Below are 24,465 nucleotides of genomic sequence, written 5' to 3' on the forward strand. Positions count from 1 at the left end.
ATTAATTGAATTTAAAATATAGTTTTAGTTTAACATCATGAATTTTTTAGGTTTATATTTAAATTGATGAGTTGGCAGTAAACTTGCCTTTATTGTTAGGAACAACAAACAATCCTAATAATAAGAGCACACACAATGATAAGAATAGATAAAAAATTAATCTCTGCATCTGTTGCATGCGCCTTGGGTGTTACAGGCTTTACACAAACGGTGCACGCCGTTGAATACGATATTTATGGCAAAGCTGAAGTGCAAATAGCTAAAACAGATAATGGTACTATGCGCTTTGCAAAAGAAGGCACGCAAATTGATGCGCCTTTCTCGCGTATTGGTATCACAGGAAAGCATGGCCTTAGTGATTCGCTTAACGTTGTTTTTAAATATGAAGTGCAAGTAAAAGGCTTTGAGAACGATGACTTAGGAGATCCTTTTCGAGCACGAAACACCTATTTAGGATTATCGGGAAGTTTTGGCGAAGTGGTGGTTGGCCGCAATGATACGCGCTTTAAATACTCTGAAGGTAAAATTGACAACTTTAATGAAACCCAAGCTGATATCGCACAATTATTACCAGGCCAAGCTCGAATTGGCGATACCATTACTTACACCTCTAAATCCTTTGCTGGTGCGCAATTATCATTAACTTATGCGCCCAAAGATGACCGCATTAGTGGCAAGGATGGCTTTGCTGCCACAGTTATGTACGGGGATCGTAATTTAAAAAATGAAAATTATTACCTTGCACTAAGCCATGTTGATTCACTCAATAATATCACCGCTACTCGCATCGCCGCTGCATGGTTACTGAATAACTTGCAATTGGGTGCCATCATTCAGCGCAGCGAAACAGCAGAGCTGGGTGATAAATCGGGTAATGGTTATGTACTAAGTGCCAGTTATAAACTAGATAAATGGCTGCCAAAAGTACAGTTTGTAAGAGATGAATCGGGAATTCATCATATCGGCACTAAGACAGGCCAGCAATGGACTACAGGGGTAGATTATCTTTTTGATAAGCAAACTACGGCCTATTTATTTTATACCGATCTTGATTTAGAAACGAAATCCGATAGCAGCCTTGCGCTTGGCTTAAAGTATAAATTTTAAGGGGTGATGTATGAGTAATTCAATAACCGATAACAACCCAACTAAAAACCGTTTGTTACAAACGTTAATGTTGCTATTGGGCCCAGCGGTCATGCTACTAACTTGTTTAATAGACCCTCCAGCTGGTATGAGTGTCGCGGCATTGCGCACTGCTGGACTCGCATTTTGGATGGCGTCATGGTGGGTCAGTGAAGTAGTGGCAATTCCTGCTACCGCATTATTGCCTTTAGTGTTTTCACCCTTGGCTGATATCGCGGCGATAAAAAGTGTCGCAGCGCCTTATGCACATCCGCTGATCTTTTTGTTTTTAGGTGGTTTTTTAATTTCTATCGCAATGGAGCGTTGGGGATTACATAAACGTATTGCACTACGCACTATGCTGTACGCCGGCTTAAAGCCCAGTTTACAGATTTTGGCGATGATGTTAGTTACCGCATTTTTATCGATGTGGATGTCAAACACTGCAACGGCAGTAATGATGTTGCCGATCGCTTTGTCGATCACCCATTTAGTGCAAAAATCTAACCCTGAAAATAACGGCTTTGGTAAAGCATTATTACTCTCTATTGCCTATGGTGCCAGTATTGGTGGTATCGCTACTTTAATAGGTACGCCACCTAATGCGCTAATGGCTGCTTATTTATCTGATAGCTATCAAATCGAAATTGGCTTTGCCCAGTGGATGATAGTGGGGGTGCCATTGTCACTGACGATGTTGATCATCTGTTGGCTGTGGCTAACTAAGTTTGCTTATAAAGTGGACGAACAAGCTGAAAGCACAGAAAAAGTGGATACCAAATCACTGTTTGGCTCGCAGTTAAAAGAGTTGGGCATTATGCAACGCGCAGAAAAAGGCGTGCTGTGGGTGTTCTTATTCGCTGCAATTTGTTGGATCTTTAGGCCTCTGCTCGCTGATTTTACGGGATTGAAAATATCAGATACCGGTATTGCCATTGCCGCTGCGTTATTACTATTCGTACTACCGGCCAATAAAGGTAGTGACGAGCGTATTCTTGATTGGCAAAGTGCCGCGAGTGTGCCTTGGGGCGTATTGTTATTGTTCGGCGGTGGTTTAACGCTTGCTGCACAAATTAAATCATCGGGCTTGGCTGAATACATTGCGCATATGATTGAAGGCGCTAGTGCGATCCCATTGGTGTTGAGTGTACTTGCAATTGCCACATTAATTACCTTTTTAACAGAGATCACCAGTAACACGGCAACCGCTGCTGGTTTTTTACCACTACTTGGTCCTGTTGCTGAGTCTGTTACGGGTACGCCGTTAGTCTGGGTTATTCCTGCAGCGATTGCGTGTAGCTGTGCATTTATGATGCCTGTTGCAACGCCGCCCAATGCGATTGTATTTGGCTCTGGGCAAATACAAATCCGCGATATGATCAAAGCAGGCTTTGTACTGAACTTAATAGCCATTGTGTTGATCACCTTAGTAACAATGACCTTGGCTGCATCAGTATTTGGTTTTTAATTAAATTGCTATAAATTACCCAACCGGAGCGCTATTAGCCTGTTAATAGCGCTCTTTATGACCAAGTTAGCTAATGCTTAGGGATATTGCCCCTTTTAAGAAACACAGTTATAGTGACTAAATCTTTACTTTGTTTATGAGTATGCTTTTGTCTGACCCTGTTACAGCCGCTAACACACAGTTAAAAATGCAATTTGATGAAATGCAACAGCATTTTAATCAACAGCCATATTTAGCAGTAGCAAAACGGATCCAGTTATTAAAATCCATAAAACGTGAGCTCTTAGCTTTAGAAGATGAATTTGTTGCTGCAAGTTCAAAAGACTTTGGCTTTCGCACCGCATTTGATACCGTATTGGGCGACATTTTGCCGACAACCAGAACGGTTAGTCACACCATTGCACACTTACCTAAGTGGACTAAAGAGTCTCCTCGTAAAGCGGGATTGAGTTTAGCTCCTTCTAAAGTTGCTGTAAGTTATCAACCCAAAGGTGTGGTAGGGGTCATTTCGCCATGGAATTATCCGATTCAGCTAGCAGTTGTGCCAGTGATCACTGCGCTTGCCGCCGGTAATCGGGTATTACTGAAAGTCAGTGAATTTACTCCGCATACTAATCAAGTTATTAAAAAACTATTTAGCGGCGAGCTCAGCGAGCATTGCGCAGTGATCGAAGGTGAAGCGCAATTAAGTCAACAGTTTAGCTGTTTGCCATTCGCACACTTATTTTTTACCGGCTCTACAGCTGTCGGTCGCCATATTATGGCTGCTGCGAGTAAAAACCTCACACCGGTAACGCTTGAATTAGGCGGCAAATCACCGGTCATTATTACTGAACAAGTAGATATAGAAAAGGCTGCCAAAGCAATTTTATTTGGCAAGATGACTAATGCTGGGCAAATTTGCGTCGCGCCAGATTATGTTTTAGTGCCTGACAAGTTACAACATCAATTAGTGAAAAGCCTGTGTGGTTTATATAAAAAGCATTATAAATTAGGCGTTGAGGGTAAAAACTTAACCTCAGTTATTAATGATCATCATTTTACACGCTTAACTACACTATTAACCGATGCGCAGCAACAGGGCGCACAAATAATCAAACCACTGGAAGAGAATCAAAGTGATGCGGCAAAACATCGCTTAGGCTTACATATTGTCACAGACGTAAACGACACGATGAAGTTGATGCAAGAGGAGTTGTTTGGGCCAATCCTCGCCATAGTTCCTTACCAGCAACTCAGTGACGCGATTGATTATATAAATCAGCGGCCTCAGCCACTTGCTTTGTATATTATGGGGCAAAATAAACAAACCAATGCGTATATTCAATACCACACACAAAGTGGTACATTTGCTATTAATGATACTTTAATGCAAGTTACAGCCGATGACGCGCCATTTGGTGGTATAGGTCCATCTGGGATGGGGCATTATCATGGTAAAGAAGGGTTTTTAACTTTTAGCCATGCCCGTAACACCTTAAGAACAGGTAATTTTAATCCTAAACTTGGCATGCTATTGACGCAGAACACACTGTTAATGAAAATATTAAAATGGCTGTACTTACGCCCATAAGGGCGCTAAGTACTGGCTGTAAAGCTGACGATTAAAACATTCTGCCTTCGCCAGCATAAAGACCAGCTAGAATTTTCTCATATAAGGCATCTGCTTTTTCTTTTGCTTCAGTGATTTGCGCAGGCATCAGTTTGCGCTCGTCTAACTTGCGACTGTGGCTTGCATCTAAATTGCCATTGTATTCAGCAACTGTGTTCCATATATATGACTTTTCGATATTTTTTTCGACTCCATGGCCTTCAAAATACATGAGCGCCATATTAAACTGGGCCAGTGTATAGTTATTGCCAGCGGCTTTTTCATACCAGCGCATCGCCTCTTTGTAATCTTGCGCAACGCCATCACCATTGGCATACATAACGCCTAAGTTAAACTGTGCCGCAGGCATGTTTTTCTCAGCTGCTTGTTTAAATAGGGTGACTGACATTTGTTTATCAAGCTTTACACCTTTGCCTTCTTGATAAAGCACTGCTAATGCAAACATTGAGTCAACATGTTGTTGCTTAACGCCTTGTTGGTACAGTTCAGCTGCTTTGTGGTAGTCACGGGTTACGCCATGGCCTCCTTCATAGAGCTGGCCAAGTTCATACATACCAGGTGCATAGCCCTTATCTGCAAGATAACGAAACTCCTTGAGTGCCTCTTCAAATTGTCCTTCGTTAGCAGCGAGGATACCTTCTTCGAGCCCCGCATGCGCAATACCACTGATGCTAAGTGCACCGACCATCAACAATACATTTAACTTAGGCTGCCACATGACAATACCTCCAATCAGTTTGTTACTGTTTAATCTTAGTTCCTACAACCGCAATTGCCCAGCTTCACACTATAAATGACAAAGAATCCACACAAGATACAGATTTTACAGAAAATTTAAAGAAATAAAAAAAGCCCCAGCGGGGCTTTTTGGATTCATATCAACCGTCACCGATATGAGCAATGTAGCAAGTAAATGTGATCTTAAAGTTTTATTACTTGGGTCGAGTAAGTAAAAATACCGAAGCGTCACTCTCTTCATCAACACGTTAATATAAGGTCCAGCTTCCTTACTGGTGATCTTCCCTAGGGCACTGAGGTCGGTACGTTCCCATTCTTTATCATAAGCGAAGGCTTAATGAGTTGGGTTATTCTGTGTTGATGCGAACGATTATTACTTTGATTTAACTCGATGTCAATATTTAAATGATAATTATTTTTATTTGTTTGGTTTTATTTTTATTACTTCATTTACAGCGGTGAGTAAGTTGATTAACGTAGAGCTATTAACTGCTTAAGAAAAATAAAATGCCTAGAATAAATATGATTTTGAAATGCAGGATCGCGGTGATTGGGGCGCTGTTAATAGCGTTATCAGGTTGCTCTGCTTCGTTTACTTACAATAATATAGGGTGGCTATCAGCATTTTGGATTGATGATTATGTCGATTTAACTAAACAACAAAGTAAGCAAGCTAAAGCATTAATTAAGCAAAGCCGAGACTGGCACCGCAAAACTCAGTTGCCATTGTATCGTCAGGATTTATTATCATTACAAAAACTACTGATCAATAACCCCTCAGAGCAGGCCTTACTTTCGCATTTTCAAGGTGCTAAAGTGCATTGGCAGTCGTTAGTGCTGTATGTTAAAGATGACCTGGTAGCATTGGCTATGAGCTTATCAGCACAACAGCGACAAGAGTTTGTTGACGCGATAGCAAAAGATATGGCGGACGATGTTGAACAGTTTAATGAACAAACTGAGTTAGAGCGTAAACAGGAACGTCTTGAGCGGCAATTAGATACCTATAAAGACTGGCTTGGTCCACTTGATGATCAGCAAATCGCTTTGATAAGCCAAGCAAATAGTGAATTCCAGAGTACCTTTTTGTTATGGCAAGCGTATAAGCAAGCGAGGCTCGATAAACTTAAGCAGGTGTTTTTTGATCCACAACTGAGCCGTGAGCAGTTCATTAGCCAATTATCAATGGTGATCACTGAACGTGAAGCGTTTATGAGTGACGAGCTAATCCGTTTAGATGCAAACAATGCAAAGCACTATGTTCAGTTATTGATTAATTTAAGAGCGACTATAACAGCCAAACAGCTTAAGCATGCCAATGCTGAATTTGCTGATATGCTAAAAGATATCGAGCAATTAATTGCAAATGATTAGAGCTATGAATTACTAATATTACGCACTTTAAACGCTTTTTAATAAATAGCGCTTGTACTGTGTAAATTAATCGTTAGACTAAATTTTTTATCTGGATTTAAGCTTCTCGGATGGATATCGCAGCGATTGATAGCGTTAAAGTACTACGTGAAAACCTACTGAAATGGATTTGTTTTGGAGTTTTAGCGAGTATTTTCACCTATTTTAACCTTTTTATTAATGACTTCTATCAATTAGGTATTTTATAAGGGGTTTTTGCTGCTTATTGTTTTTATACTTTTCACTACGCACGTAAGCGCAAAATCCAGTCTTGGCAACCGTTAGTATTATGTTTGTGCATTACCTTATTGATCACTCTTGGTACTTATTTAGCCGCAATGAATAGCGGTTTGTTCGTATGGAACTTTTCGCTACCAGTACTTTATTATCTATTATTAGGGTGTAAGCGAGGGTTTTATTTATCGCTGTTATTAGCATGTTTGCAAACGTGCATATTTATTAGTAAACCTTCTCTTGCGCCATTTGCAGCTCTTAACTTGAGCTTAAATATGAGCTTTAATTATGTGGGGATTTGGGTTATTGCGCATATTTTTGAAGCCAGTAGAGCGCAATTTGCCCAGCGATTAGAGAACTTAGCACTGTTTGATCCGTTGACGAAAACCGGTAATCGTCTTGCAATGAATCATTACTTTGAAGTTGAATTGGTAGATAAAACTAACTTATTTACTATGCTGCTTGATCTTGATTACTTTAAAAAAGTAAATGATCAGTTTGGTCATGATGTAGGTGATCAAGTTTTGATAGCAGTGGCCAATATACTCAAGAAAAAAATTAACAAAGGGCGTGTGTTTCGAATAGGAGGAGAAGAGTTTGCGTTGTTTATTCCTGACTCCAATCAACAACAGAGTTATCAAATCGCTGAAGATATAAGAATGACCTTGCAAGACACAAAGATTAATGTCGGCGATCGGCAGGTTAGTTTAACGGCCAGTATTGGCTTAGCGTCTTATCAGCATGATAATACTTTAAAACAAACACTTAAAACGATAGATAAACAACTTTATCAAGCTAAAAAAGCGGGCCGAAATTACGTCTCGACTGAGCAGATGCATTGCCCAATAAATTTAGAGCAGGTTTCTTAACCGCCTTGATACATTTGTTCAAATGCAGGGATATTACTTTCCCAAAGTGGCGTATCTTTACCTAGATGCTCACGAATAGCATCAAAGAATAACCGTGTTCTCACCGGCAAATCACGATGGGGGTATACCGCGTACATGGCGCTGTATTCTTGTAGTTTAATGTCGGTTAACAACGGCACCAAGCGACCTTGCTTGATTTCATCGCCAATAATAAATGCCGGTGCTAGTACGTAAGTGGTGCCGGAAAGGGTTTTATCTAGCAGCACTTCTGCATCATTGGCTCTGAACACACTTTTGATTTTTTGCTCTTGCGGTAAGCCGTATTGATCCACATAACGAATTCCCTCAACGCGTAACGAGGTGCTTGAGTAACTGGCCGCAGGTAAATCAATTAAATCTTCTATTTTAGTTGGCAATCCATAGGTTTGAATGAACTCAGGTGCAGCCAAAATCAACAGTCTATTACGGGCAATTTTGCGGGCGATCAGCGATGAATCTTTGGGTTCACCAACGCGAAAAGCTAAATCAAATCCTTCAGATACCAAATCAACTAACTTATCATCCAGCCTTAACTCGACTTCAACTTGTGGGAAACGTTTTTGAAAATCGTTAATAACGGGCTGCAAGTAACGTCTGCCGATGATTGTTGATGAGGTTATTTTTAATACCCCTCGCGGCTCTTGGTGGTAGTTCTCTGCTAAACGAACTGTTTCGCTGAGCAATTGGCGTAATTCACTGGCCTTTTTTACCATTTCAGCACCTGCCGCGGTCAGTGAAAATGATCGGGTGGTGCGGTTAAGTAAGCGCACACCTAAATCATCCTCTAGACGGCTGATTTGTTTTGAGATCACCGAACGGTCAATATTGCGGGTTTCTGCGGCTTTGGCAAATGAGCCTCGCTCAACCACTTCTAACAACATTAATAAACGACTTGTGGTATCCATTGATTACTCACCAAAATTTAATTGATGCCATATTGGCATTAATGAATTTAAAAATCTATGGTTTTTGTCCGCATGTTTGTTCCGTACTATGAAAAAATACACCAGCAGGAGCGTCGTCATGAACAAACACTTAATAGCCATTGCAGTTTTAGGGGCATCACTTACCCTTGCCGGTTGTGCTGAAGAGCCAGCCCAACAAAGTAACCAACAACATCTTCAACCAATTGATGTTGCTTCAGTGATCATCAAGCCTGTACAGAACTGGCACACATACACCACGCGTTTAGAAGCGCCAGAAGAAGTTTCACTTATGCCACGTGTGGCTGGGGTTATTGAACATATCGCTTTTAATGAAGGCGATATAGTAAAGCAAGGCGATTTTTGATGCCATTTTAGAGGCATGTCGGATGCGTTTACGTCCTATCCTGATGACTTCAATTGCGTTTACTGCGGGTGTTATACCACTGGTATTAGCAACCGGTGCTGGGGCTGAAATGCGCCATGCAATGGGCAATGCAGTGTTTTCGGGGATGATTGGGGTCACGGTATTTGGCTTATTATTTACACCGGTCTTTTATATTTTGGTAACTAAAACGCGTAAAGTGACTACGCAGGAGCAAATTAATGAGTAAGTATAAATTAACCGCTCTTGTGGTTGCGAGTATTTTAACTGGCTGTGCAAGCAAAATCGATGAGCAGCAGTACCAAAGTCAGCTGCAAGAATTTGTTACGAAAACGCAAATAGCTGAGCAGTTACAAGGTCAAGATGAACTTAACTGGTGGCAGCAATTAAACTCGAGCCAACACAATGATTTAGTAATGAGTGCTCGTACTAATAATCATGATTTACGCACCAGTCAGTTACAGCTGAAAAGTGCCCTTGCCCGTTTAGGTGGCCAAAAAGCTCAGTATTTACCGCAAGGGGGAGTGGCCGTTGACGCCACTCGTACAAGTATTGGTGATGCAAATACACGTCAATCGGCAGCCAATGTAAACCTTGATTGGCAACTGGATTTGTTTGGTAAGATCACTGCGCTTGTTAATGCTGCGAATGCAGGCGCGATGAGCCAAGCAGAGCAGTTACGTGCTTTACAGATTGAAGTGGTCGCGTCTGTGGTCAAAGGCTTTGTGAGCTTGCAAGGTAATAAGCAAAAGCAGCAGATCATTGCATTGCAAATTGAAGCATTACAGCAAAGTATTGCAGTGCTTCGAGCTCGGGTTGAAGAAGGCGTGGCAAATGAACTTGACCTAAATCGAACCTTGGCACAATTAAAGCAACAACAGGCGTTATTGCCAGAGATTGAATACGCTCAGTTTCGTGATTTAGCGACTCTTGCAACATTAACCGGCCAGTTACCAAGTGATTTAAGCGTAGTTGATGAGCAAAGCTTATTTGAGCATGCGTTTACGGTGAGTTTGGCAACCCCTAGTGATGCGATTGCACTGCGTCCTGATATTAGCCAAGCATTATTTGAATTTAGCCAAGCGAATTCATTAAGCGTCGCTGCAAGTAAAGCGTTATTACCTGATATCAGTTTATCGGCATTTGCAGGGGTGGTGAGTTTAGGAAACAATCAACTCTCTGATACTGCACAGCAGTGGCAAGTTTCGCCACGCGTTGAATGGTCACTGTTAAGTTACCCTGCATTACTGGCACAACGTGATGCGCAGCAATATTTGAGTGAAGCGGCTTATAGCCAGTACCAACAAGTGGTGTTGAATGCAATGGCACAAAGTGAACTTTCATTGCAGCTATTAGTCAAACAAAGTCAACAACAAAGCTATGCCGAACAGCGTTATAAATATGCAAATAATGCCTTTTTACAAGCGCAGGCAATGTATCAAGAAGGGCAAATACCCTACTTAGAGTTGTTAGATGCGCGACAGGATGTTTTAATAGCGCAGGAAAATGCAATTGACTCAACGATTTCATCATTACTTGCTAAAGTAAACACTTATCAAGTATTTAATGGCCGTTGGAGTTATGCGTTAGTTAATTAAGCTAAGTTGAGTTTTTAATGCCACATACTGATCTTTTATCAACAATCCCCGCCACAATGCGTGCGATTGCGTTACTTGAACCAAATGAACAGATACATCTGTCTGAGCTTGAACTTGCGGTGCCCGATGTCGTAGACAACGAGCTGCTGATCAAAGTTGAGTATGTTGCATTAAATCCAGTTGATGCGTGTTTTGCAAAGCATGGTTTTTGTAAATGGCAATACCCGCACATACTCGGCCTTGATGCTGTGGGTGTGGTTGTAAAAGCAAGCAAAGGTGTATTTCCAAATGTCGGTGCGCGGGTTATGTGGCATGGCAATATTGGGGAACAAGGTGTGTTATCACAATACGCTAAAGTGCCTAATTTTGCAGTGTCACAGGTGCCTGATGACGTGAGCTTAAAGGATGCTGCTACTTTACCCTGTGCGGGTATGTCGGCATTAATAGCACTTGATAAGCTGCAATTAACCGAAGGCGACTCGATTTTAATTGAAGCGGGCGCAGGAGCGGTAGGCCAATTTGCCATCCAATTTGCAAAACAACGCGGCGCGACAGTATTTACCACTGCGAGTAAACGTAACCACAAGCTAGTTAAGCAATTGGGCGCTGACGTGGTATTTGATTACAACGATAAAAAACTCAGCGACAAAATCCGTAAAGAACTTGGACCGCAAGGTTTTGATGCCGTACTTGATTCTATTGGCGGGGAAACCACGGTGCGCAATGTTGAATTAATGCGTTTTTGTGGTCGTATTGCCTGCTTAAACCCATTGCCTATGTTTGAACAAGAGTTAATGTTCAGACGCGCCCCTCATATCGGTATTGTCTCGTTAGGTGGTGCGTGGTTGTCAAACAGTTTATGTGCTCAGCAAAAAATGAGTTTTATGGGTAATTTATTGCTCGATAATTTAGCTAGTGGCACTATTAAGATCCCGCAGATCACTGACGTTGAATTTAACGCCAGCAGTATTTCACAGGCGCTTAATAAGCAAGTTGCAGGTGGCTTTACTGGTAAGCAGGTAGTGAAAGTTAACCATATTTAGTGATTTATAGTCCAACAATATTAAGCCTCGCAATTGCGGGGCTTTTTGTTATTGTTTAAGGTATCAACTTTGGGAGTAAATATGACATTTACAGACTTTTATCGACTCAGCGCCCATGCGGTGATCACCAATGCCAGCGGGGAGATTTTGCAGTTAAAGGCAAGTTATGGTGAGCAAAGTTGGGGATTACCTGGTGGCGCGTTAGATATGGGTGAAACAGTACACCAAGCACTTATACGCGAATGCCAAGAAGAACTCGGTTGTGAGGTGAAAATTGAACACTTAACGGGTATTTATTACCACAAGGCGTTTAATTCCCATGCATTTATTTTAAGCTTATTAAATCAGCCTAGTTTTTATCGTTATATTGCTGATAAAGGCATTTACACTGAGCAACAAGCTGAGCAGTACATACAAAAAGCATTTATTGATGGTCATCAACAACAAGGCTTTGGGCCGTATATTGTGGCAAATAAACACGGTGATGCCTTGGGTATGGTGGGGTTGTTCCAACGCGATGCATTAGCAGTGCCAGATATTGGTTTTGCATTTTTAGAGCAATATACCGGGAAAGGGTTTGCCTATGAAGCAGCTGCAAAATTATTAAGTGTTTACGAAGGTAAATTTCCACAGATTGCTGCGATTGCTGATGTGGATAATAGCGTGTCCCATGGGTTATTAAATAAACTGGGCTTTACTGTTTGTGGCAAAGCAGTGCTAAATAAAGATGGCACTGCTTTGGTGGTGTTTATTCGTGACTCAGGGCACTGATAGTTGCTGCGACTTGTTTATTAATCGTTTGCCAGTTTAATTCTAAACTTGCGACAAGACCTTCATAGTCATCATCAATTAATGGGCTAACCTCACTAAAATAATGAATTTCTTTTAATGAGCGGCCCTTTTCAAACGATGTGTAATACAGCCGCCACAACCCAGAAATATCGGCATTTCCTTGATTATCACCATTAAAATGATGCAGCTCATATTCCAGCTCATAATAACTTTGCTGATCTTTGTCGGTAATAACTGGTAAACCTTTCACCACCATCCAGTTATCAAGAGCGGTAAAGAGCGCTTGATGTGCGCTGGCGGTGAGCATTTGATCTGGGGCTTCACTCCATAAATGATAATTTGCAGCGTTAACTTGGTTGTTGTCTAGTTTCATGGCGATACCTCGATTATTCAAGGCACCACGCAGGCTGACAGTCGTGACGCGTAATTGAGCTATTGTGTCAGTTGAACTGCGCTGCATTGGCTTTATGGTTTGCTCAAACTGATAATATTCAACCGGTGCATTAAGCGACTGACTACACCCAGATAACAATAGCACCCCGATAACAGCAAAAAATTGTGGTCGTAATAGCGTGCGCATTATTGTTTCCTCGGAGTTGGATCGCTAGGCAATGATTTATCAAAAATAAACATATTCGGTTGCTCATTTAAACCGCGAGTAAGCGGTTGCAACTCTTCACTTAAGCGCTTAAATTCTGACAGCGTTTGTTGTAGCTGCTGATGAAATGAAGAACCTTGTTGGTAACTTGCCATGGTTTTTTCAAACTGTTTCATGGTCACATCAAATTGCTGCATGCTCTTGGTCATTTCAGCAAAATTACGGTTAATATCACCCGGTAAATCTTGGGTATCTTGTTTATTTAATAATGCGCGCATTTCATTTGCTAGCGATTGGTAATCAGCAAATGCGGATTCAATTTGCGCTAAACTATCTTCAATTTTTAAATTATTTACTTTATTTAATACATCTGAAACTTGATCCGCTAACACCGTGATGCCACTGGAAATACTCGGAAAAACTTGGTATTGCGAGAGCGTTTCTAATTGAGCGCTCGGCGCATCATGGTAGATATCAAAATCAACGTACACAGCGCCGGTGAGTAGATTGCCCGGTTTTAAAGAAGCACGTAAGCCATTTTTGATCCAACCATCTACGCTGCTTTGCCAAAACGCTTTGGCTGATTCACTGTCATGATAAATACGGCCATATTCTATTTTTATTAGTGCGGGTACAGCTGTGCTATCAGTTCTAAAATGAGCAGGCTTGCCATCGATGATCACATTTGCAGGGGCTTCAACTACCGTGCCTACTCGCATACCGCGATATTCGACCGGCGCGCCAGCACGCAAGCCTCGAATAGACTGTTCAAACTCAATTAAGTAATAATCAAAATCATAAAAACGCTCTTCTAAGGCATCTTTGTAGCTATTACTAAGGGAGAAGTTATGACCTTCTTGGGCATAATCACCTGGCGACTGTTGATCAGGTAAAGCGACGGAGATACCGCCTTTCAATAGTCTACTTATAGATCCTGTTTTGACATTAATGCCATCGGCCGATAAATCAATTTCAACACCAGAATTAACCCAAAAAATAGAGTTTAAAGTGATCAGGTTTTGATAAGGTTCGTTGATGAAAATACCGTACTTCATCGCTTGGTTTTTCCAATCAAAAGTCGCCGTCTCAACTTGACCAATTTTATAATTTTTAAAAAAGATTCCTGTGCCTACATCCATTACTTCTGCATCGTAACTGAGTAAGGTAAAACGGCCGCCTTTAACATCTTTACCAATCAGTGCCGGCTCATCTTGTAGTTCAAAGTGCTCTTTGGTTTTAGTACTTTCACCTGGGGCAAACTCTAAATAAACCCCTGAAAGCAGAGTACTCATGCCGCTGATCCCGGTTTCATCAATACGTGGCTTAACGACCCAAATGTTGGCATCTTCGGTGAGTAGACTGTCATAGTGTTTATCTATTTGGGCACGGGCGATAACGCTGTTTTTTGTATCGGAAAGACGCACATGGTCAACTTGACCTATTTTTACACTGCGTACTTTTATCTCTGTTTTACCTGCGATAATGCCTTCTGCATGGGGCATTGAAATATAAATAGTGGCGCCTTTATTTGCTTGGTACTGATAAAGCATCCATGCACCAACCAATAAAGCTATTACTGGTATTATCCAAATAGCTGAAATAACAGGTTCTTTTTTTATATTAGCGGTTTCACTCATGCTGTTTCTCTAATTTATGCTTTTTATCATTGCTTGGCGAATCCCATAATAATCGAGGATCAAACGCGTGGGCTGCCAACATTTGACAGATCACCATGATAGTAAAAAATACAGTGCCTAAGCCAGGAGTCACTGACATTAAGTTTCCTAATTGTACTAAGGCTACTAGAATTGCGACAACAAATACATCAATCATGGACCATTTACCAATAAATTCAGTTAATTGATACACTTTGGTATAGCCCTTTGTTTGGCTATTGCCCGGTTTGCTGACCAAGAAACATAAAAAACTTAAAATGAGCGCTTTTGCTAAAGGAACCACCACACTGGCTAGAAAAATAATCACCGCAATTGGGTATGAACCTGCTTGCCATAAGATAATGACGCCACCGATTAATGTTGACGGAGATTCATCCCCTAAACTTGTGGTGTACATGATTGGGAATAGATTGGCAGGAATATAACAGGCAATTGATGTTAACAACCAAGCTGCGGCCTTTTGTACACTGTGAGGATTACGGAGATGGGTTTTACTATTACAGCGCGAGCAATACTCGCCCTCACTAAGTTGATGGCACACATGACAGGCACGAATATCATTATCTATGGCGCGGTGTGATAGTTTTTCTGCTGCTATTTTAGCTTGTGGCTGTATTTGCTCCCATAACCGTGCTCTATTTAAATGAGCTAACGCGCCAATATAAAGTAGTACAAACGCGACATACGCCCAAAAGCTAACGCCAAAGCTAATCTCCGCCAGTGACATTATTTTAACCATACTGACCAACACACCAATAAGAAATATCTCAGACATGATCCACGGCTCCAACGCTAAGGTAAACTTAAGTAAGCGTCTGGCAATTACGTTAGGTAATACTTTTAATACCCCTAAATGCAGTGGAATAAGAATTGCGAGCAACATCATGGGTAAGCCAATGATGCTGACATCGATAAATAGGCCTAATAAATCACTGTCGTAGTTAAATAAAATTCTTGCCGCATCGGGTAAGGTAATAGTCTGTGTTATGCCATTACTGCTAAATGAAATAAATGGGTAAAACATACTACTTAGCAGCATCAGAAGAGCACTGAGGCTAAGCGCTACAATACGACTATCATAATTTACATTTGCTGCGCATAGTTTACTGTGGCAATGTGGGCAGACAGCCATTTGTTTTGCAACGATGCGTGGAATGTCGATTATAAGGTCACAATTAGGGCAAGCAGTTTGCAAATTAGTCGCCATGAAAGAAGTAATTTAATCCAAGTTTGCATTAATTAAGGGCTAAATACAAATGCGAGATTGGATTAACTAGACTAGTCTATTAAGAATGTTGTTATGCAATTTATAATTAGCAAAAAGCATAGATTCAGAGAGATTAAATGAAGTATTTTATAGCGATTTATTTAATATTATACAGTGGGCTTGTCATGAGCTTAACCGCGCCTAAGCCCAGCGATAGGATCACGGTTGCGGTAAGCCCATCGTTACCACCTTATGTATTTAGCGACGACGACACTGGTTTACAATTGCAGATTTTAAAATCAGCGTTTAAAGATCAAGGTGTCACTAATTTGGATATCATTTATATGTCCAATAAGCGAGCAGGGCAGTCGCTGGAACAAATCAGTGTTGATATTGCAATAAATTATGCCGGAGCAACTAATTCTGCGATTTATTCAAGTCAGAGTTTATTGGCTTATCAAAACGTGGCTATTAGTTTAAAGAAGAATAATTTTAAAATTAATAGCGTGTATGACCTTTCTGGCAAGAGTGTGGTTTCTTTTCAAAATGCCACCGAATTTCTGCCTGCGCCATTTAAAGCATTAACGACTAAATTACGCTCTTATGAAGAAGTGGTTTATCAAGCAGCTCAAGTTGATCAGTTAATGAAAGAGTGGGTTGATGTGGTCGTATTGGAAAAGCGGGTATTTTTATATTATTTACAGCAATACAAAGCAACCCATCCAATTCAACCTATCACAATTCACCCAATATTTCCTGAAGCACCTCGTCCGGCTTATTTTACCAGTAAAGTGCTACAAGAGATTTTTGATATGGGGCTGGCCCATATCATTGAAAATGGCGAATACAGTAAAATTATGGCCTTTGATGGTAGTGAATATACTCAGCTTGTTACCCCAAACTCAATCGAATAGGGCAACTGTTTGCCGAGTAAGCGCCAGTAATTCTCCAGATTGCGACCAAATGCAGCCATCTTCTAACCCGTAGCCATCTTTGCAGTGGTGAGTTATTGCCTCAAAACCAAGCCACTCGCCAGCGCTCAACTGAGGTGTTTGCACAAATTCTAAATACCATGACATGCTACTTGCAGGCGCCGGTTGGCTAAACATTTGTAATAACGTTGGTGGCCAAGCATCTGTAAGTGCAATGATATGGGCTTCACTAAGTTGCGCTGGTGATTGTTTTAATTTCATCCAGCCGCCTAAGTGTGATGTTTGCGCGGCAGTAAACGGCATGCTGCCCTGTTGTGGGCATAAATCAACATGTTGAAAAAACTCCGGCATTACCCCAGCTTGAAATGGTAAAGTGTGACGCTCATTAACAGGTTTCAGGCTCATCGTTTTTGTAACTGGTACATTGATAGCTGAATCGCGTGATTTTGCAAAACAGGCTTGTACAACCACACTTACTTGATTATTTTGCACCGCTTTTGCTAATACCTGCGTACTGTTTTTCCCTTCACGTAACACTTCTACTTTAAGTGAGAAATCAGTATCTGCTAATAAAGGCCCGACAAAGTTGGTACTGATAGAAAGCAAACGACGGCTTGGTTCTATTTGTTGGCGCATTGCTTGATAAAGTAGCGAAGCAGATAAACCGCCAAAAGCTGTTCGACCTTGGCACCAGTTGGCTGGAAATTGCATGGTTGCAGTTGCTTGCTCAGGCAATGGTAACTTGCCAATAAGTGCCGCTTGTTGCAGCAATTGATCAAAGTGCATGATGATCCTTATTAAGGTGTTTTTTATTTGTTGTTAATTTTATAGCACATAAAAACTAGTCAGACCAGTTGTTAAAAGCGGGATGGTTGCTGTAAAAAACACCATTACAGACACTTATTCAGGCTTTTTGTAAAATAAATTACAAAAAATCACTTTTTTTTCATTTTTACAGTTGAATTAAGTTTGGCGCATCCCTATTTACTAGTCATCGAATGTATTAACGAATTTTGAAGTTGGAGAAGTTTCATGGGTAGAATTATTGGAATTGATTTAGGTACTACTAACTCTTGTGTTGCAGTACTAGATGGCGGTAAAGCCCGCGTAATTGAAAACGCGGAAGGCGATCGCACTACACCATCAATCATTGCGTATACGCAAGATGGTGAAACATTAGTTGGTCAACCTGCAAAACGTCAAGCAGTGACAAACCCAACCAATACATTATTTGCGATTAAGCGCCTAATTGGTCGTCGTTTTGAAGACGAAGAAGTACAACGCGATATCGGCATCATGCCTTTTAAAATTATCAAAGCTGATAATGGCGATGCATGGGTTGAAGCGGGCGGCGAAAAACGCGCTGCACCACAGATTTCAGCCGAAGTATTGAAGAAAATGAAGAAAACTGCTGAAGACTTCTTAGGTGAAGCAGTAACTGAAGCGGTTATCACTGTTCCTGCATACTTTAATGATTCACAACGTCAAGCAACGAAAGATGCTGGTCGTATCGCGGGTCTTGAAGTTAAGCGTATTATCAATGAGCCGACAGCTGCTGCTCTTGCTTACGGCATGGACAAAAACAAAGGCGAAAACATCGTTGCAGTATATGACTTAGGTGGCGGTACTTTCGATTTATCAATCATTGAGATTGATGAAGTTGAAGGCGAGCACACATTTGAAGTACTTGCGACAAACGGTGACACTCACTTAGGTGGTGAAGATTTCGATAACCGCGTTATCAACTACTTAGTAGCTGAATTCAAGAAAGATCAAGGTTTAGATTTAAAAACTGATCCACTTGCAATGCAACGTGTAAAAGAAGCTGCAGAAAAAGCAAAAATTGAACTTTCATCAGCACAATCTACAGAAGTAAATCTTCCGTATGTAACAGCTGATGCAACAGGTCCTAAGCACATGAACGTGAAACTAACACGTGCGAAGCTTGAATCACTTGTTGAAGACTTAGTACTTAAGTCAATTGAGCCACTTAAACGTGCGCTAGCTGATGCTGACTTATCAGTAAGTGACATCAACGACATTATCCTTGTTGGTGGTCAGACACGTATGCCACTAGTGCAAAAAACAGTATCTGAGTTCTTTGGTAAAGAGCCACGTAAGGACGTTAACCCTGATGAAGCTGTTGCAGTAGGTGCGGCGATCCAAGGTGGTGTACTTGCAGGTGACGTTAAAGATGTACTATTACTAGACGTTTCGCCATTATCTCTAGGTATTGAGACTATGGGTCAAGTAATGACAGCGTTAATTGAGAAAAACACCACGATCCCTACTAAGAAATCGCAAACTTTCTCAACTGCTGAAGATAACCAATCAGCAGTAACTATTCACGTATTACAAGGTGAGCGTAAACGTGCCAGCGATAACAAGTCTCTAGGTCAATTTAACCTTGAAGGTATTCGCCCAGCACAACGTGGTACGCCTCAAATCGAAGTCACATTCGATGTTGATGCTGATGGCATTTTACATGTATCTGCAAAAGATAAAGATACAGGTAAAGAGCAAAAAATCACGATTCAAGCGTCTTCAGGCTTAAGCGATGAAGAAGTTGAAAAAATGGTTCGTGATGCTGAAGCGCACGCAGAGGATGATAAAAAGTTCGAAGAGCTAGTTGCTGCTCGTAACCAAGCAGATGCATTAGTTCACGGTACGCGCAAGCAAGTTGAAGAAGCTGGCGATGCACTACCAAGCGAAGATAAAGAAGCGATTGAAGCTGCTGTTGTAGATTTAGAAGCAGCCATTAAGAGTGACAACAAAGAAGAGATTGAAGCTAAAACTCAAGCTCTTGCTGAAAAATCACAAAAATTGATGGAAATTGCTCAAGCGAAAGCTCAGCAAGGCAGTGATGCGGGCGGTGCTGAGCAGCAATCTGCGAAGCAAGATGATGACGTAGTTGATGCAGAGTTCGAAGAAGTAAAAGACGATAAGTAATTGTCATTAGCGCTTCGCCTAACTGAAAATTCGATGACTGATATCGCGATTTAAGTTAGGATGAACAACTAAGGCGCGCGGGCTCAAGCTTGTCGCGCCTTTTGCATGTAAATTAGATGATAAATCGATATGATTTATCGGTTTATCCGCAGCAATGCTGCAGTAAGAAAAGAGTAGTGTGATAGATATGTCAAAACGCGATTATTATGAAGTCCTTGGGGTGGCAAAAGATGCCAGCGAAAGAGACATTAAAAAGGCGTACAAACGCCTAGCGATGAAATATCATCCAGACCGCACCGCGGGCGATAAAGAACTTGAAACTAAGTTTAAAGAAGTAAAAGAAGCTTACGAAATCCTCACTGATGAGCAAAAACGCCAAATGTATGATCAATACGGGCATGCTGCATTTGAACAAGGTGGCGGCGGTGGTGGTCACGGTGGATTTGGCGGCGGCCAAGGTGACTTTGGCGACATCTTTGGTGATGTATTTGGTGACATTTTTGGTGGTGGGGGCGGTGGTCGTCGTCAATCACGCCAGCAACGTGGATCTGATTTACGTTACAATATGGACTTAAGCTTAGAAGAAGCGGTTCGTGGTAAAGAAGTTGAAATAAAAATACCCACATGGGTGAGCTGTTCACCATGTGATGGCAGCGGTGCAAAACCAGGCTCTAAACCAAAAACATGTACAACGTGTCATGGTGCTGGCCAAGTACAAATGCGCCAAGGTTTCTTTGCCGTACAACAGAGCTGTCCAACGTGTCAGGGTACAGGTCAGATAATTTCTGATCCATGTAATAGTTGTCATGGGCAAGGTCGAGTAGAAAAAACCAAAACACTGTCCGTTAAAATTCCTGCGGGCGTTGATACAGGTGACCGTATTCGCTTATCTGGTGAAGGTGAAGCCGGAGCACATGGTGCACCTGCAGGCGATTTATATGTGCAAGTATCTGTTCGTGAACATCGTATCTTTGAACGAGATGGCAATAATTTATACTGTGAAGTACCTATTGGTTTTACCACTGCAGCTTTAGGCGGCGAAATTGAAGTACCGACATTAGATGGTCGTGCTAAATTAAAGATTCCAGCAGAGAGTCAAACGGGCAAAATGTTCCGTATGCGTGGTAAAGGCGTTAAGTCAGTTCGCAGTGGTGCAGTTGGTGATTTAATCTGTAAAGTTGTTATCGAAACACCGGTCAACTTGAATGAACGCCAACGTGAACTGCTTGAAGAACTTGAAGTAAGTATGGGTAAGGATAGTTCTAAAAACCGTCCAAAAGAAAAAGGCTTTTTTGATGGTGTAAAAAAGTTCTTTGATGACCTAACGAAGTAACGTTTTAGTTATGTTCAAAAAATGGTGCCAATTGGCACCATTTTTTATATTTAGTGCTGTTTTAGTGATCAAAGAACAATGAGTATTGTCAGCTTTGTATGACACAAATATGCTCAAAGTTTCTGAATATACAGATTACTTCTGCTCAGGTTATTTAAAACCTGATACTAATCTTATTAAATGGCAGTGGTGCATTAGCTCAAATATTTCGCTAATTGTTAAACATTTATCAATTTGGCTCTGCGTAATTGTTAATATCAAAGCGAATACTGTGGCTTGGTTATTTTCTTTTACATACTTATCGATATGATAATTAGTCTCACTTGCATGATTGAATAATCGGCGTAAAATCAGTGCCATTGATGTATTTAATAAATGAGATGGCATGTTAACGCTCGACAAATTAGTAATTGGCCAACATGGCTCTGTGGTAAGTATTGATCCCGATGCGAGTTTGTTACGTCAAAAGTTACTTGCTATGGGTTTAACGCCGGGTGCCCCGGTACATGTATTACGCTTTTCTCCTTTTGGCGATCCTATGATTGTTAAAGTTCGTGGCACTGTCCTGAGTCTTCGCAAAGCTGAAGCAAAATCAATTAATTTGGAACTCGCAGTATGAATCCAAACATTGCCGTAATCGGCAACCCCAACTGTGGTAAAACAACACTCTTCAATGCTTTAACTGGTAGCAAACAAAAAGTAGGTAATTGGTCAGGTGTGACTATCGACAAAAAAATTGGTCAATTTAAAGTGGGCGATCAAAGTGTTGATTTAGTGGATTTACCAGGCACTTATTCTTTGGATGTTAATGCACAAACACCTTTAGATGAAAAAATTGCCCGTGATTATGCACTTAGTGGTGAATCACAACTGATCATTAATATTATTGACGCATCAAATCTAGAGCGTAACTTATATCTCACAGCGCAGTTACTGGAGATGAAAGTACCACTGGTAGTCGTATTAAACATGGTAGATGTGGCAAAGCGAAATGGTTTAACAACCGATCCTAAAGCACTTGAAAAACGCCTTGGATGCCCTGTAGTTGCACTCAGTGCGAATAATAAAAAAGACATTAGCGCCTTAAAAGATTGTATTGCGCAAGGCCTAAAATTTAAGAAAATATCATCACAGCAACCTAACTATGATAAAAAAATAACCCAAGCGGTAGATAACATCACTGCCAGCTTAGCAGAGCATAGCGAACCTTTAAATAACGTTGATAGTCAGTGGCTTGCACTGAGGTTACTAGAGCAAGACGAAAGCTGTTTTGGTTATGCTGATCAACATACGTTATTAGTGGCAAAAACAGAGTTTTCACAATTTGCGGATCAACATGAACTCGATGTATTGTTTGCAAATGGCCGTTATGAATTTGCCAACCAACTTGCCGAGTTGACTCAAAACAGCAAAGGGATCGCCAGTGAAACCATTAGCGATAAAATTGATGCTATAGTGATCAACCGCTTTTTAGGCATTCCAATTTTCCTTGGTATTATGTATTTAATGTTCACCATTGCGGTCAATGTTGGTGGTGCGTTTATAGATTTTTTTGATATCGGTGTAGGCGCCATTTTAGTTGACGGCTTTGGCCAGTTATTAACATCATTAGGCTCTCCTGATTGGCTACGCGCCTTACTTGCCGACGGTTTAGGCGGTGGTATTCAACTTGTAGCTACCTTTATTCCTGTTATTGGATTTTTATACTTCTGTTTAGCTTTTATTGAAGACTCAGGCTACATGGCGCGAGCAGCATTTATTATGGATAGGTTAATGCGCGCCATTGGCTTACCGGGTAAAGCGTTTGTGCCTTTAATTGTTGGTTTTGGTTGTAATGTACCGTCAGTAATGGCAACGCGCACCTTAGAAACTCATAAAGACCGTTTACTGACTATTGCTATGTCACCATTTATGTCATGTGGCGCACGTTTGAGCGTGTATGCGTTGTTTGTGGCGGCATTTTTTACAACCAATGGCCAAAACTTAGTATTCGCCTTGTATATCTTGGGTATCGTAATGGCGGTATTAACAGGCTTAGTGCTGAAAAATACTTTGTTTACACCTACTTTAACACCGTTTATTTTAGAGTTACCTGCTTATCATATGCCAACTGCAAAAGGTGTACTCTATAAAGCCTGGGAGCGATTAAAAAGCTTTTGTTTACGCGCGGGTAAAACAATTATTATGGTGTTTGTAATTTTAAAAATATTAAGCTCAATTGGTACCGATTTTACCTTTGGCAATGATAATACAGATAAATCAATGCTCAGCGAAATTTCTAAAATTGCAACGCCCGCTTTTTCGCCAATTGGGGTAGAGCAAGACAACTGGCCTGCAACCGTGGGTATCTTTACGGGTGTATTTGCTAAAGAAGCAGTGGTGGGTACATTAGACAGCTTATATTCAAATCTAGATGGTGCAACCTCTGCGAATAATGAGAAGGTTAATGTACTCAACAAAGTCGGTGAAGCATTTGCTAGTGTGCCTGCTAATCTAACCGATGTGTTTACTAATTTACTTGATCCCCTAGGTTTAAATGTTACTAATGTGAGTGACCAAACTAGTGCTGCGGCTGATCAAGAAGTCAATATTTCTACCTTTACTACCATGGAAAACCTATTTAGTAGTCAGTTGGCTGCCTTTAGTTATTTAGTCTTTGTTCTATTATACACACCGTGCGTGGCGGTAATGGGTGCAATGTACCGTGAAGCAGGGATGAAATGGATGCTATTCGTGGCTACGTGGTCAACAGGCCTTGCTTATATTACCGCTTCAGTGGTTTATCAAGTTGGTAACTTTAAGCAATCACCTATGTTCTCAGCATTTTGGCTACTTGGTTGTGCTGTGGTGGTTGCCTTAGCAATTAGCACAATGCGCATTTATGGCAAAAAAATGGCTGCAAAGAGTCGTTTGATCCCTGTTGTTAATATTATTTAGCGAATACCTTTAATTGTTAAAAAGAGTACTCTGGTACTCTTTTTTTTGCTAGTTTAAAACTGCTAATAATTAATTGGGGAGCGCTAAGTATGACACCGGCAACACAGCTTTTAAAAAAACATCAAGCGAGCTTTGAATTACTCAGCTATGAGCATGACGCCAATGCGAAAAGTTTTGGTTTAGAGGCTGTTGAGAAACTGGATTTGCCCGCAGAGCAAGTGTTTAAAACCTTAGTGCTTGAAACGAACGCGCAGCAGTTAATAGTGGCAGTCATTCCGGTGACAAGGCAAGTTAATATGAAGTTATTAGCAAAAGCGTGCGGCGCTAAGAAAGTACAAATGGCAGCAGCACAAAAAGTAGAAAATAGCACCGGTTATATTCTCGGTGGTGTGAGCCCGCTTGGACAAAAAAAGCGTCTAACGACTTATCTTCATAAAAGTGCGGCAGAATTTACGACAATTTACGTCAGTGCGGGCAAGCGTGGTCTCGAAATATCCTTGCGTCCTACGGATCTCGTTTCGTTGTGTAATGCTAAACTCGCTGAGTTTTAGGCGAAAAAATACCTCTTTAGATTAAATTTCATGCTTTATACGC

At 41.0% G+C, this 24,465-nt stretch carries 19 protein-coding genes and 4 pseudogenes; 17 read left to right on the plus strand and 6 right to left on the minus strand.

Annotated features, from left to right (window positions below):
• Positions 1–135: 135 nt before the first annotated feature.
• The 3 genes from NDQ71_RS19940 (at position 136) to NDQ71_RS19950 (ending at position 4,166) form a co-directional block, all read left to right on the plus strand.
• A complete protein-coding gene (locus NDQ71_RS19940) occupies positions 136–1,107 on the plus strand; it encodes a porin (protein WP_192541231.1) in 972 nt (323 codons plus the stop codon).
• 10 nt (positions 1,108–1,117) lie between these two features.
• Positions 1,118–2,593, plus strand: a complete 1,476-nt coding sequence (locus tag NDQ71_RS19945; protein ID WP_192541232.1) for a DASS family sodium-coupled anion symporter — start codon at positions 1,118–1,120, stop codon at positions 2,591–2,593.
• Between the two features lie 187 nt (positions 2,594–2,780).
• A complete protein-coding gene (locus tag NDQ71_RS19950) occupies positions 2,781–4,166 on the plus strand; it encodes a coniferyl aldehyde dehydrogenase (protein WP_301563095.1) in 1,386 nt (461 codons plus the stop codon).
• A gap of 31 nt (positions 4,167–4,197) precedes the next feature.
• On the opposite strand, the gene NDQ71_RS19955 is transcribed toward NDQ71_RS19950, so the two are convergent.
• Complete coding sequence (locus tag NDQ71_RS19955; protein WP_064665094.1) at positions 4,198–4,923, minus strand: tetratricopeptide repeat protein; 726 nt, start codon at positions 4,921–4,923, stop codon at positions 4,198–4,200.
• Between the two features lie 527 nt (positions 4,924–5,450).
• On the opposite strand from NDQ71_RS19955, the gene NDQ71_RS19960 reads away from it, so the two are divergent.
• Positions 5,451–6,317: a DUF6279 family lipoprotein gene (locus NDQ71_RS19960; RefSeq protein WP_064665093.1), complete on the plus strand. Its 867-nt coding sequence runs from the start codon at positions 5,451–5,453 to the stop codon at positions 6,315–6,317.
• A 302-nt stretch (positions 6,318–6,619) separates the two neighbouring features.
• The gene (locus NDQ71_RS19965; RefSeq protein ID WP_367318023.1) at positions 6,620–7,459 is read left to right on the plus strand and encodes a GGDEF domain-containing protein; all 840 of its coding nucleotides are present in this window, start codon (positions 6,620–6,622) and stop codon (positions 7,457–7,459) included.
• On the opposite strand, the gene NDQ71_RS19970 is transcribed toward NDQ71_RS19965, so the two are convergent.
• On the minus strand, positions 7,456–8,403 hold the full coding sequence (locus tag NDQ71_RS19970; RefSeq protein WP_192541234.1) for a LysR family transcriptional regulator: 948 nt from the start codon (positions 8,401–8,403) through the stop codon (positions 7,456–7,458). The genes NDQ71_RS19965 and NDQ71_RS19970 overlap by 4 nt on opposite strands.
• Before the next feature lie 118 nt (positions 8,404–8,521).
• Between NDQ71_RS19970 and NDQ71_RS19975 the strand changes: the two are divergent.
• From NDQ71_RS19975 to NDQ71_RS20000, 6 genes and pseudogenes are all read left to right on the plus strand, one after another.
• Positions 8,522–8,782 (plus strand): annotated as a pseudogene (locus tag NDQ71_RS19975) (efflux transporter periplasmic adaptor subunit); the annotation flags it as partial.
• Positions 8,783–8,786: 4 nt separating this feature from the next.
• A pseudogene (locus tag NDQ71_RS19980) lies at positions 8,787–9,035 on the plus strand (efflux RND transporter permease subunit); the annotation flags it as partial.
• Entirely contained in the window at positions 9,028–10,404 is a 1,377-nt protein-coding gene (locus NDQ71_RS19985; RefSeq protein WP_192541235.1) for a TolC family protein, read from the plus strand. The pseudogene NDQ71_RS19980 and the gene NDQ71_RS19985, both read left to right, overlap by 8 nt.
• A 17-nt stretch (positions 10,405–10,421) precedes the next feature.
• Complete coding sequence (locus NDQ71_RS19990; RefSeq protein ID WP_192541236.1) at positions 10,422–11,447, plus strand: zinc-binding dehydrogenase; 1,026 nt, start codon at positions 10,422–10,424, stop codon at positions 11,445–11,447.
• 81 nt (positions 11,448–11,528) lie between these two features.
• Positions 11,529–11,777: pseudogene (locus NDQ71_RS19995) on the plus strand (NUDIX hydrolase); the annotation flags it as partial.
• Positions 11,778–11,837: 60 nt separating this feature from the next.
• Positions 11,838–12,218 (plus strand): annotated as a pseudogene (locus NDQ71_RS20000) (GNAT family N-acetyltransferase); the annotation flags it as partial.
• Here NDQ71_RS20000 and NDQ71_RS20005 read toward each other — a convergent pair.
• The 3 genes from NDQ71_RS20005 to NDQ71_RS20015 are packed head-to-tail and all read right to left on the minus strand — an operon-like array spanning position 12,196 to position 15,708.
• A complete protein-coding gene (locus NDQ71_RS20005; RefSeq protein WP_192541238.1) occupies positions 12,196–12,819 on the minus strand; it encodes a membrane integrity-associated transporter subunit PqiC in 624 nt (207 codons plus the stop codon). The pseudogene NDQ71_RS20000 and the gene NDQ71_RS20005 sit on opposite strands and share 23 nt — an antisense overlap.
• The gene (gene pqiB, locus NDQ71_RS20010) at positions 12,819–14,474 is read right to left on the minus strand and encodes an intermembrane transport protein PqiB (RefSeq protein ID WP_192541239.1); all 1,656 of its coding nucleotides are present in this window, start codon (positions 14,472–14,474) and stop codon (positions 12,819–12,821) included. The genes NDQ71_RS20005 and pqiB overlap by 1 nt, the downstream gene beginning before the upstream one ends.
• Entirely contained in the window at positions 14,467–15,708 is a 1,242-nt protein-coding gene (locus tag NDQ71_RS20015) for a paraquat-inducible protein A (protein ID WP_192541253.1), read from the minus strand. Before NDQ71_RS20015 ends, pqiB begins: the two co-directional genes overlap by 8 nt.
• 149 nt (positions 15,709–15,857) lie before the next feature.
• Between NDQ71_RS20015 and NDQ71_RS20020 the strand changes: the two genes are divergently transcribed.
• Positions 15,858–16,634: an ABC transporter substrate-binding protein gene (locus NDQ71_RS20020; RefSeq protein WP_192541240.1), complete on the plus strand. Its 777-nt coding sequence runs from the start codon at positions 15,858–15,860 to the stop codon at positions 16,632–16,634.
• On the opposite strand, the gene NDQ71_RS20025 is transcribed toward NDQ71_RS20020, so the two are convergent.
• Positions 16,623–17,438 carry a thioesterase family protein gene (locus NDQ71_RS20025; RefSeq protein WP_301563011.1) on the minus strand — a complete coding sequence of 272 codons (816 nt, stop codon included), beginning with the start codon at positions 17,436–17,438 and terminating at the stop codon, positions 16,623–16,625. The two genes, NDQ71_RS20020 and NDQ71_RS20025, sit on opposite strands and share 12 nt — an antisense overlap.
• A 246-nt stretch (positions 17,439–17,684) precedes the next feature.
• On the opposite strand from NDQ71_RS20025, the gene dnaK reads away from it, so the two are divergent.
• From dnaK to ybaK, 5 genes are all read left to right on the plus strand, one after another.
• A complete protein-coding gene (gene dnaK, locus NDQ71_RS20030; protein WP_301563012.1) occupies positions 17,685–19,601 on the plus strand; it encodes a molecular chaperone DnaK in 1,917 nt (638 codons plus the stop codon).
• 187 nt (positions 19,602–19,788) lie between these two features.
• On the plus strand, positions 19,789–20,934 hold the full coding sequence (dnaJ, locus tag NDQ71_RS20035) for a molecular chaperone DnaJ (protein WP_192541243.1): 1,146 nt from the start codon (positions 19,789–19,791) through the stop codon (positions 20,932–20,934).
• A 385-nt stretch (positions 20,935–21,319) separates the two neighbouring features.
• Positions 21,320–21,553, plus strand: a complete 234-nt coding sequence (locus NDQ71_RS20040) for a FeoA family protein (RefSeq protein WP_192541244.1) — start codon at positions 21,320–21,322, stop codon at positions 21,551–21,553.
• Positions 21,550–23,871 carry a Fe(2+) transporter permease subunit FeoB gene (gene feoB, locus NDQ71_RS20045; RefSeq protein ID WP_192541245.1) on the plus strand — a complete coding sequence of 774 codons (2,322 nt, stop codon included), beginning with the start codon at positions 21,550–21,552 and terminating at the stop codon, positions 23,869–23,871. Before NDQ71_RS20040 ends, feoB begins: the two co-directional genes overlap by 4 nt.
• Positions 23,872–23,960: 89 nt before the next feature.
• Positions 23,961–24,422 carry a Cys-tRNA(Pro) deacylase gene (gene ybaK / locus NDQ71_RS20050; RefSeq protein ID WP_192541246.1) on the plus strand — a complete coding sequence of 154 codons (462 nt, stop codon included), beginning with the start codon at positions 23,961–23,963 and terminating at the stop codon, positions 24,420–24,422.
• The last annotated feature ends 43 nt before the right edge of the window (positions 24,423–24,465 follow it).

It is taken from the genome of Pseudoalteromonas sp. KG3 (genome assembly GCF_030436385.1).
In the GTDB taxonomy this organism is placed as follows: Bacteria; Pseudomonadota; Gammaproteobacteria; order Enterobacterales; family Alteromonadaceae; genus Pseudoalteromonas; species Pseudoalteromonas prydzensis.

Coding starts and splice junctions, on each gene's coding strand:
- dnaJ (WP_192541243.1), top strand. CDS start 19,789: ATGTCAAAACGCGATTATTATGAAGTCCTTGGGGTGGCAAAAGATGCC.
- feoB (WP_192541245.1), top strand. CDS start 21,550: ATGAATCCAAACATTGCCGTAATCGGCAACCCCAACTGTGGTAAAACA.
- ybaK (WP_192541246.1), top strand. CDS start 23,961: ATGACACCGGCAACACAGCTTTTAAAAAAACATCAAGCGAGCTTTGAA.
- NDQ71_RS19970 (WP_192541234.1), bottom strand. CDS start 8,403: ATGGATACCACAAGTCGTTTATTAATGTTGTTAGAAGTGGTTGAGCGA.
- NDQ71_RS19940 (WP_192541231.1), top strand. CDS start 136: ATGATAAGAATAGATAAAAAATTAATCTCTGCATCTGTTGCATGCGCC.
- NDQ71_RS19960 (WP_064665093.1), top strand. CDS start 5,451: ATGCCTAGAATAAATATGATTTTGAAATGCAGGATCGCGGTGATTGGG.
- NDQ71_RS19950 (WP_301563095.1), top strand. CDS start 2,781: ATGCAATTTGATGAAATGCAACAGCATTTTAATCAACAGCCATATTTA.
- pqiB (WP_192541239.1), bottom strand. CDS start 14,474: ATGAGTGAAACCGCTAATATAAAAAAAGAACCTGTTATTTCAGCTATT.
- NDQ71_RS19945 (WP_192541232.1), top strand. CDS start 1,118: ATGAGTAATTCAATAACCGATAACAACCCAACTAAAAACCGTTTGTTA.
- NDQ71_RS19990 (WP_192541236.1), top strand. CDS start 10,422: ATGCCACATACTGATCTTTTATCAACAATCCCCGCCACAATGCGTGCG.
- dnaK (WP_301563012.1), top strand. CDS start 17,685: ATGGGTAGAATTATTGGAATTGATTTAGGTACTACTAACTCTTGTGTT.
- NDQ71_RS20020 (WP_192541240.1), top strand. CDS start 15,858: ATGAAGTATTTTATAGCGATTTATTTAATATTATACAGTGGGCTTGTC.
- NDQ71_RS20040 (WP_192541244.1), top strand. CDS start 21,320: ATGTTAACGCTCGACAAATTAGTAATTGGCCAACATGGCTCTGTGGTA.
- NDQ71_RS19955 (WP_064665094.1), bottom strand. CDS start 4,923: ATGTGGCAGCCTAAGTTAAATGTATTGTTGATGGTCGGTGCACTTAGC.
- NDQ71_RS20005 (WP_192541238.1), bottom strand. CDS start 12,819: ATGCGCACGCTATTACGACCACAATTTTTTGCTGTTATCGGGGTGCTA.
- NDQ71_RS20025 (WP_301563011.1), bottom strand. CDS start 17,438: ATGCACTTTGATCAATTGCTGCAACAAGCGGCACTTATTGGCAAGTTA.
- NDQ71_RS19985 (WP_192541235.1), top strand. CDS start 9,028: ATGAGTAAGTATAAATTAACCGCTCTTGTGGTTGCGAGTATTTTAACT.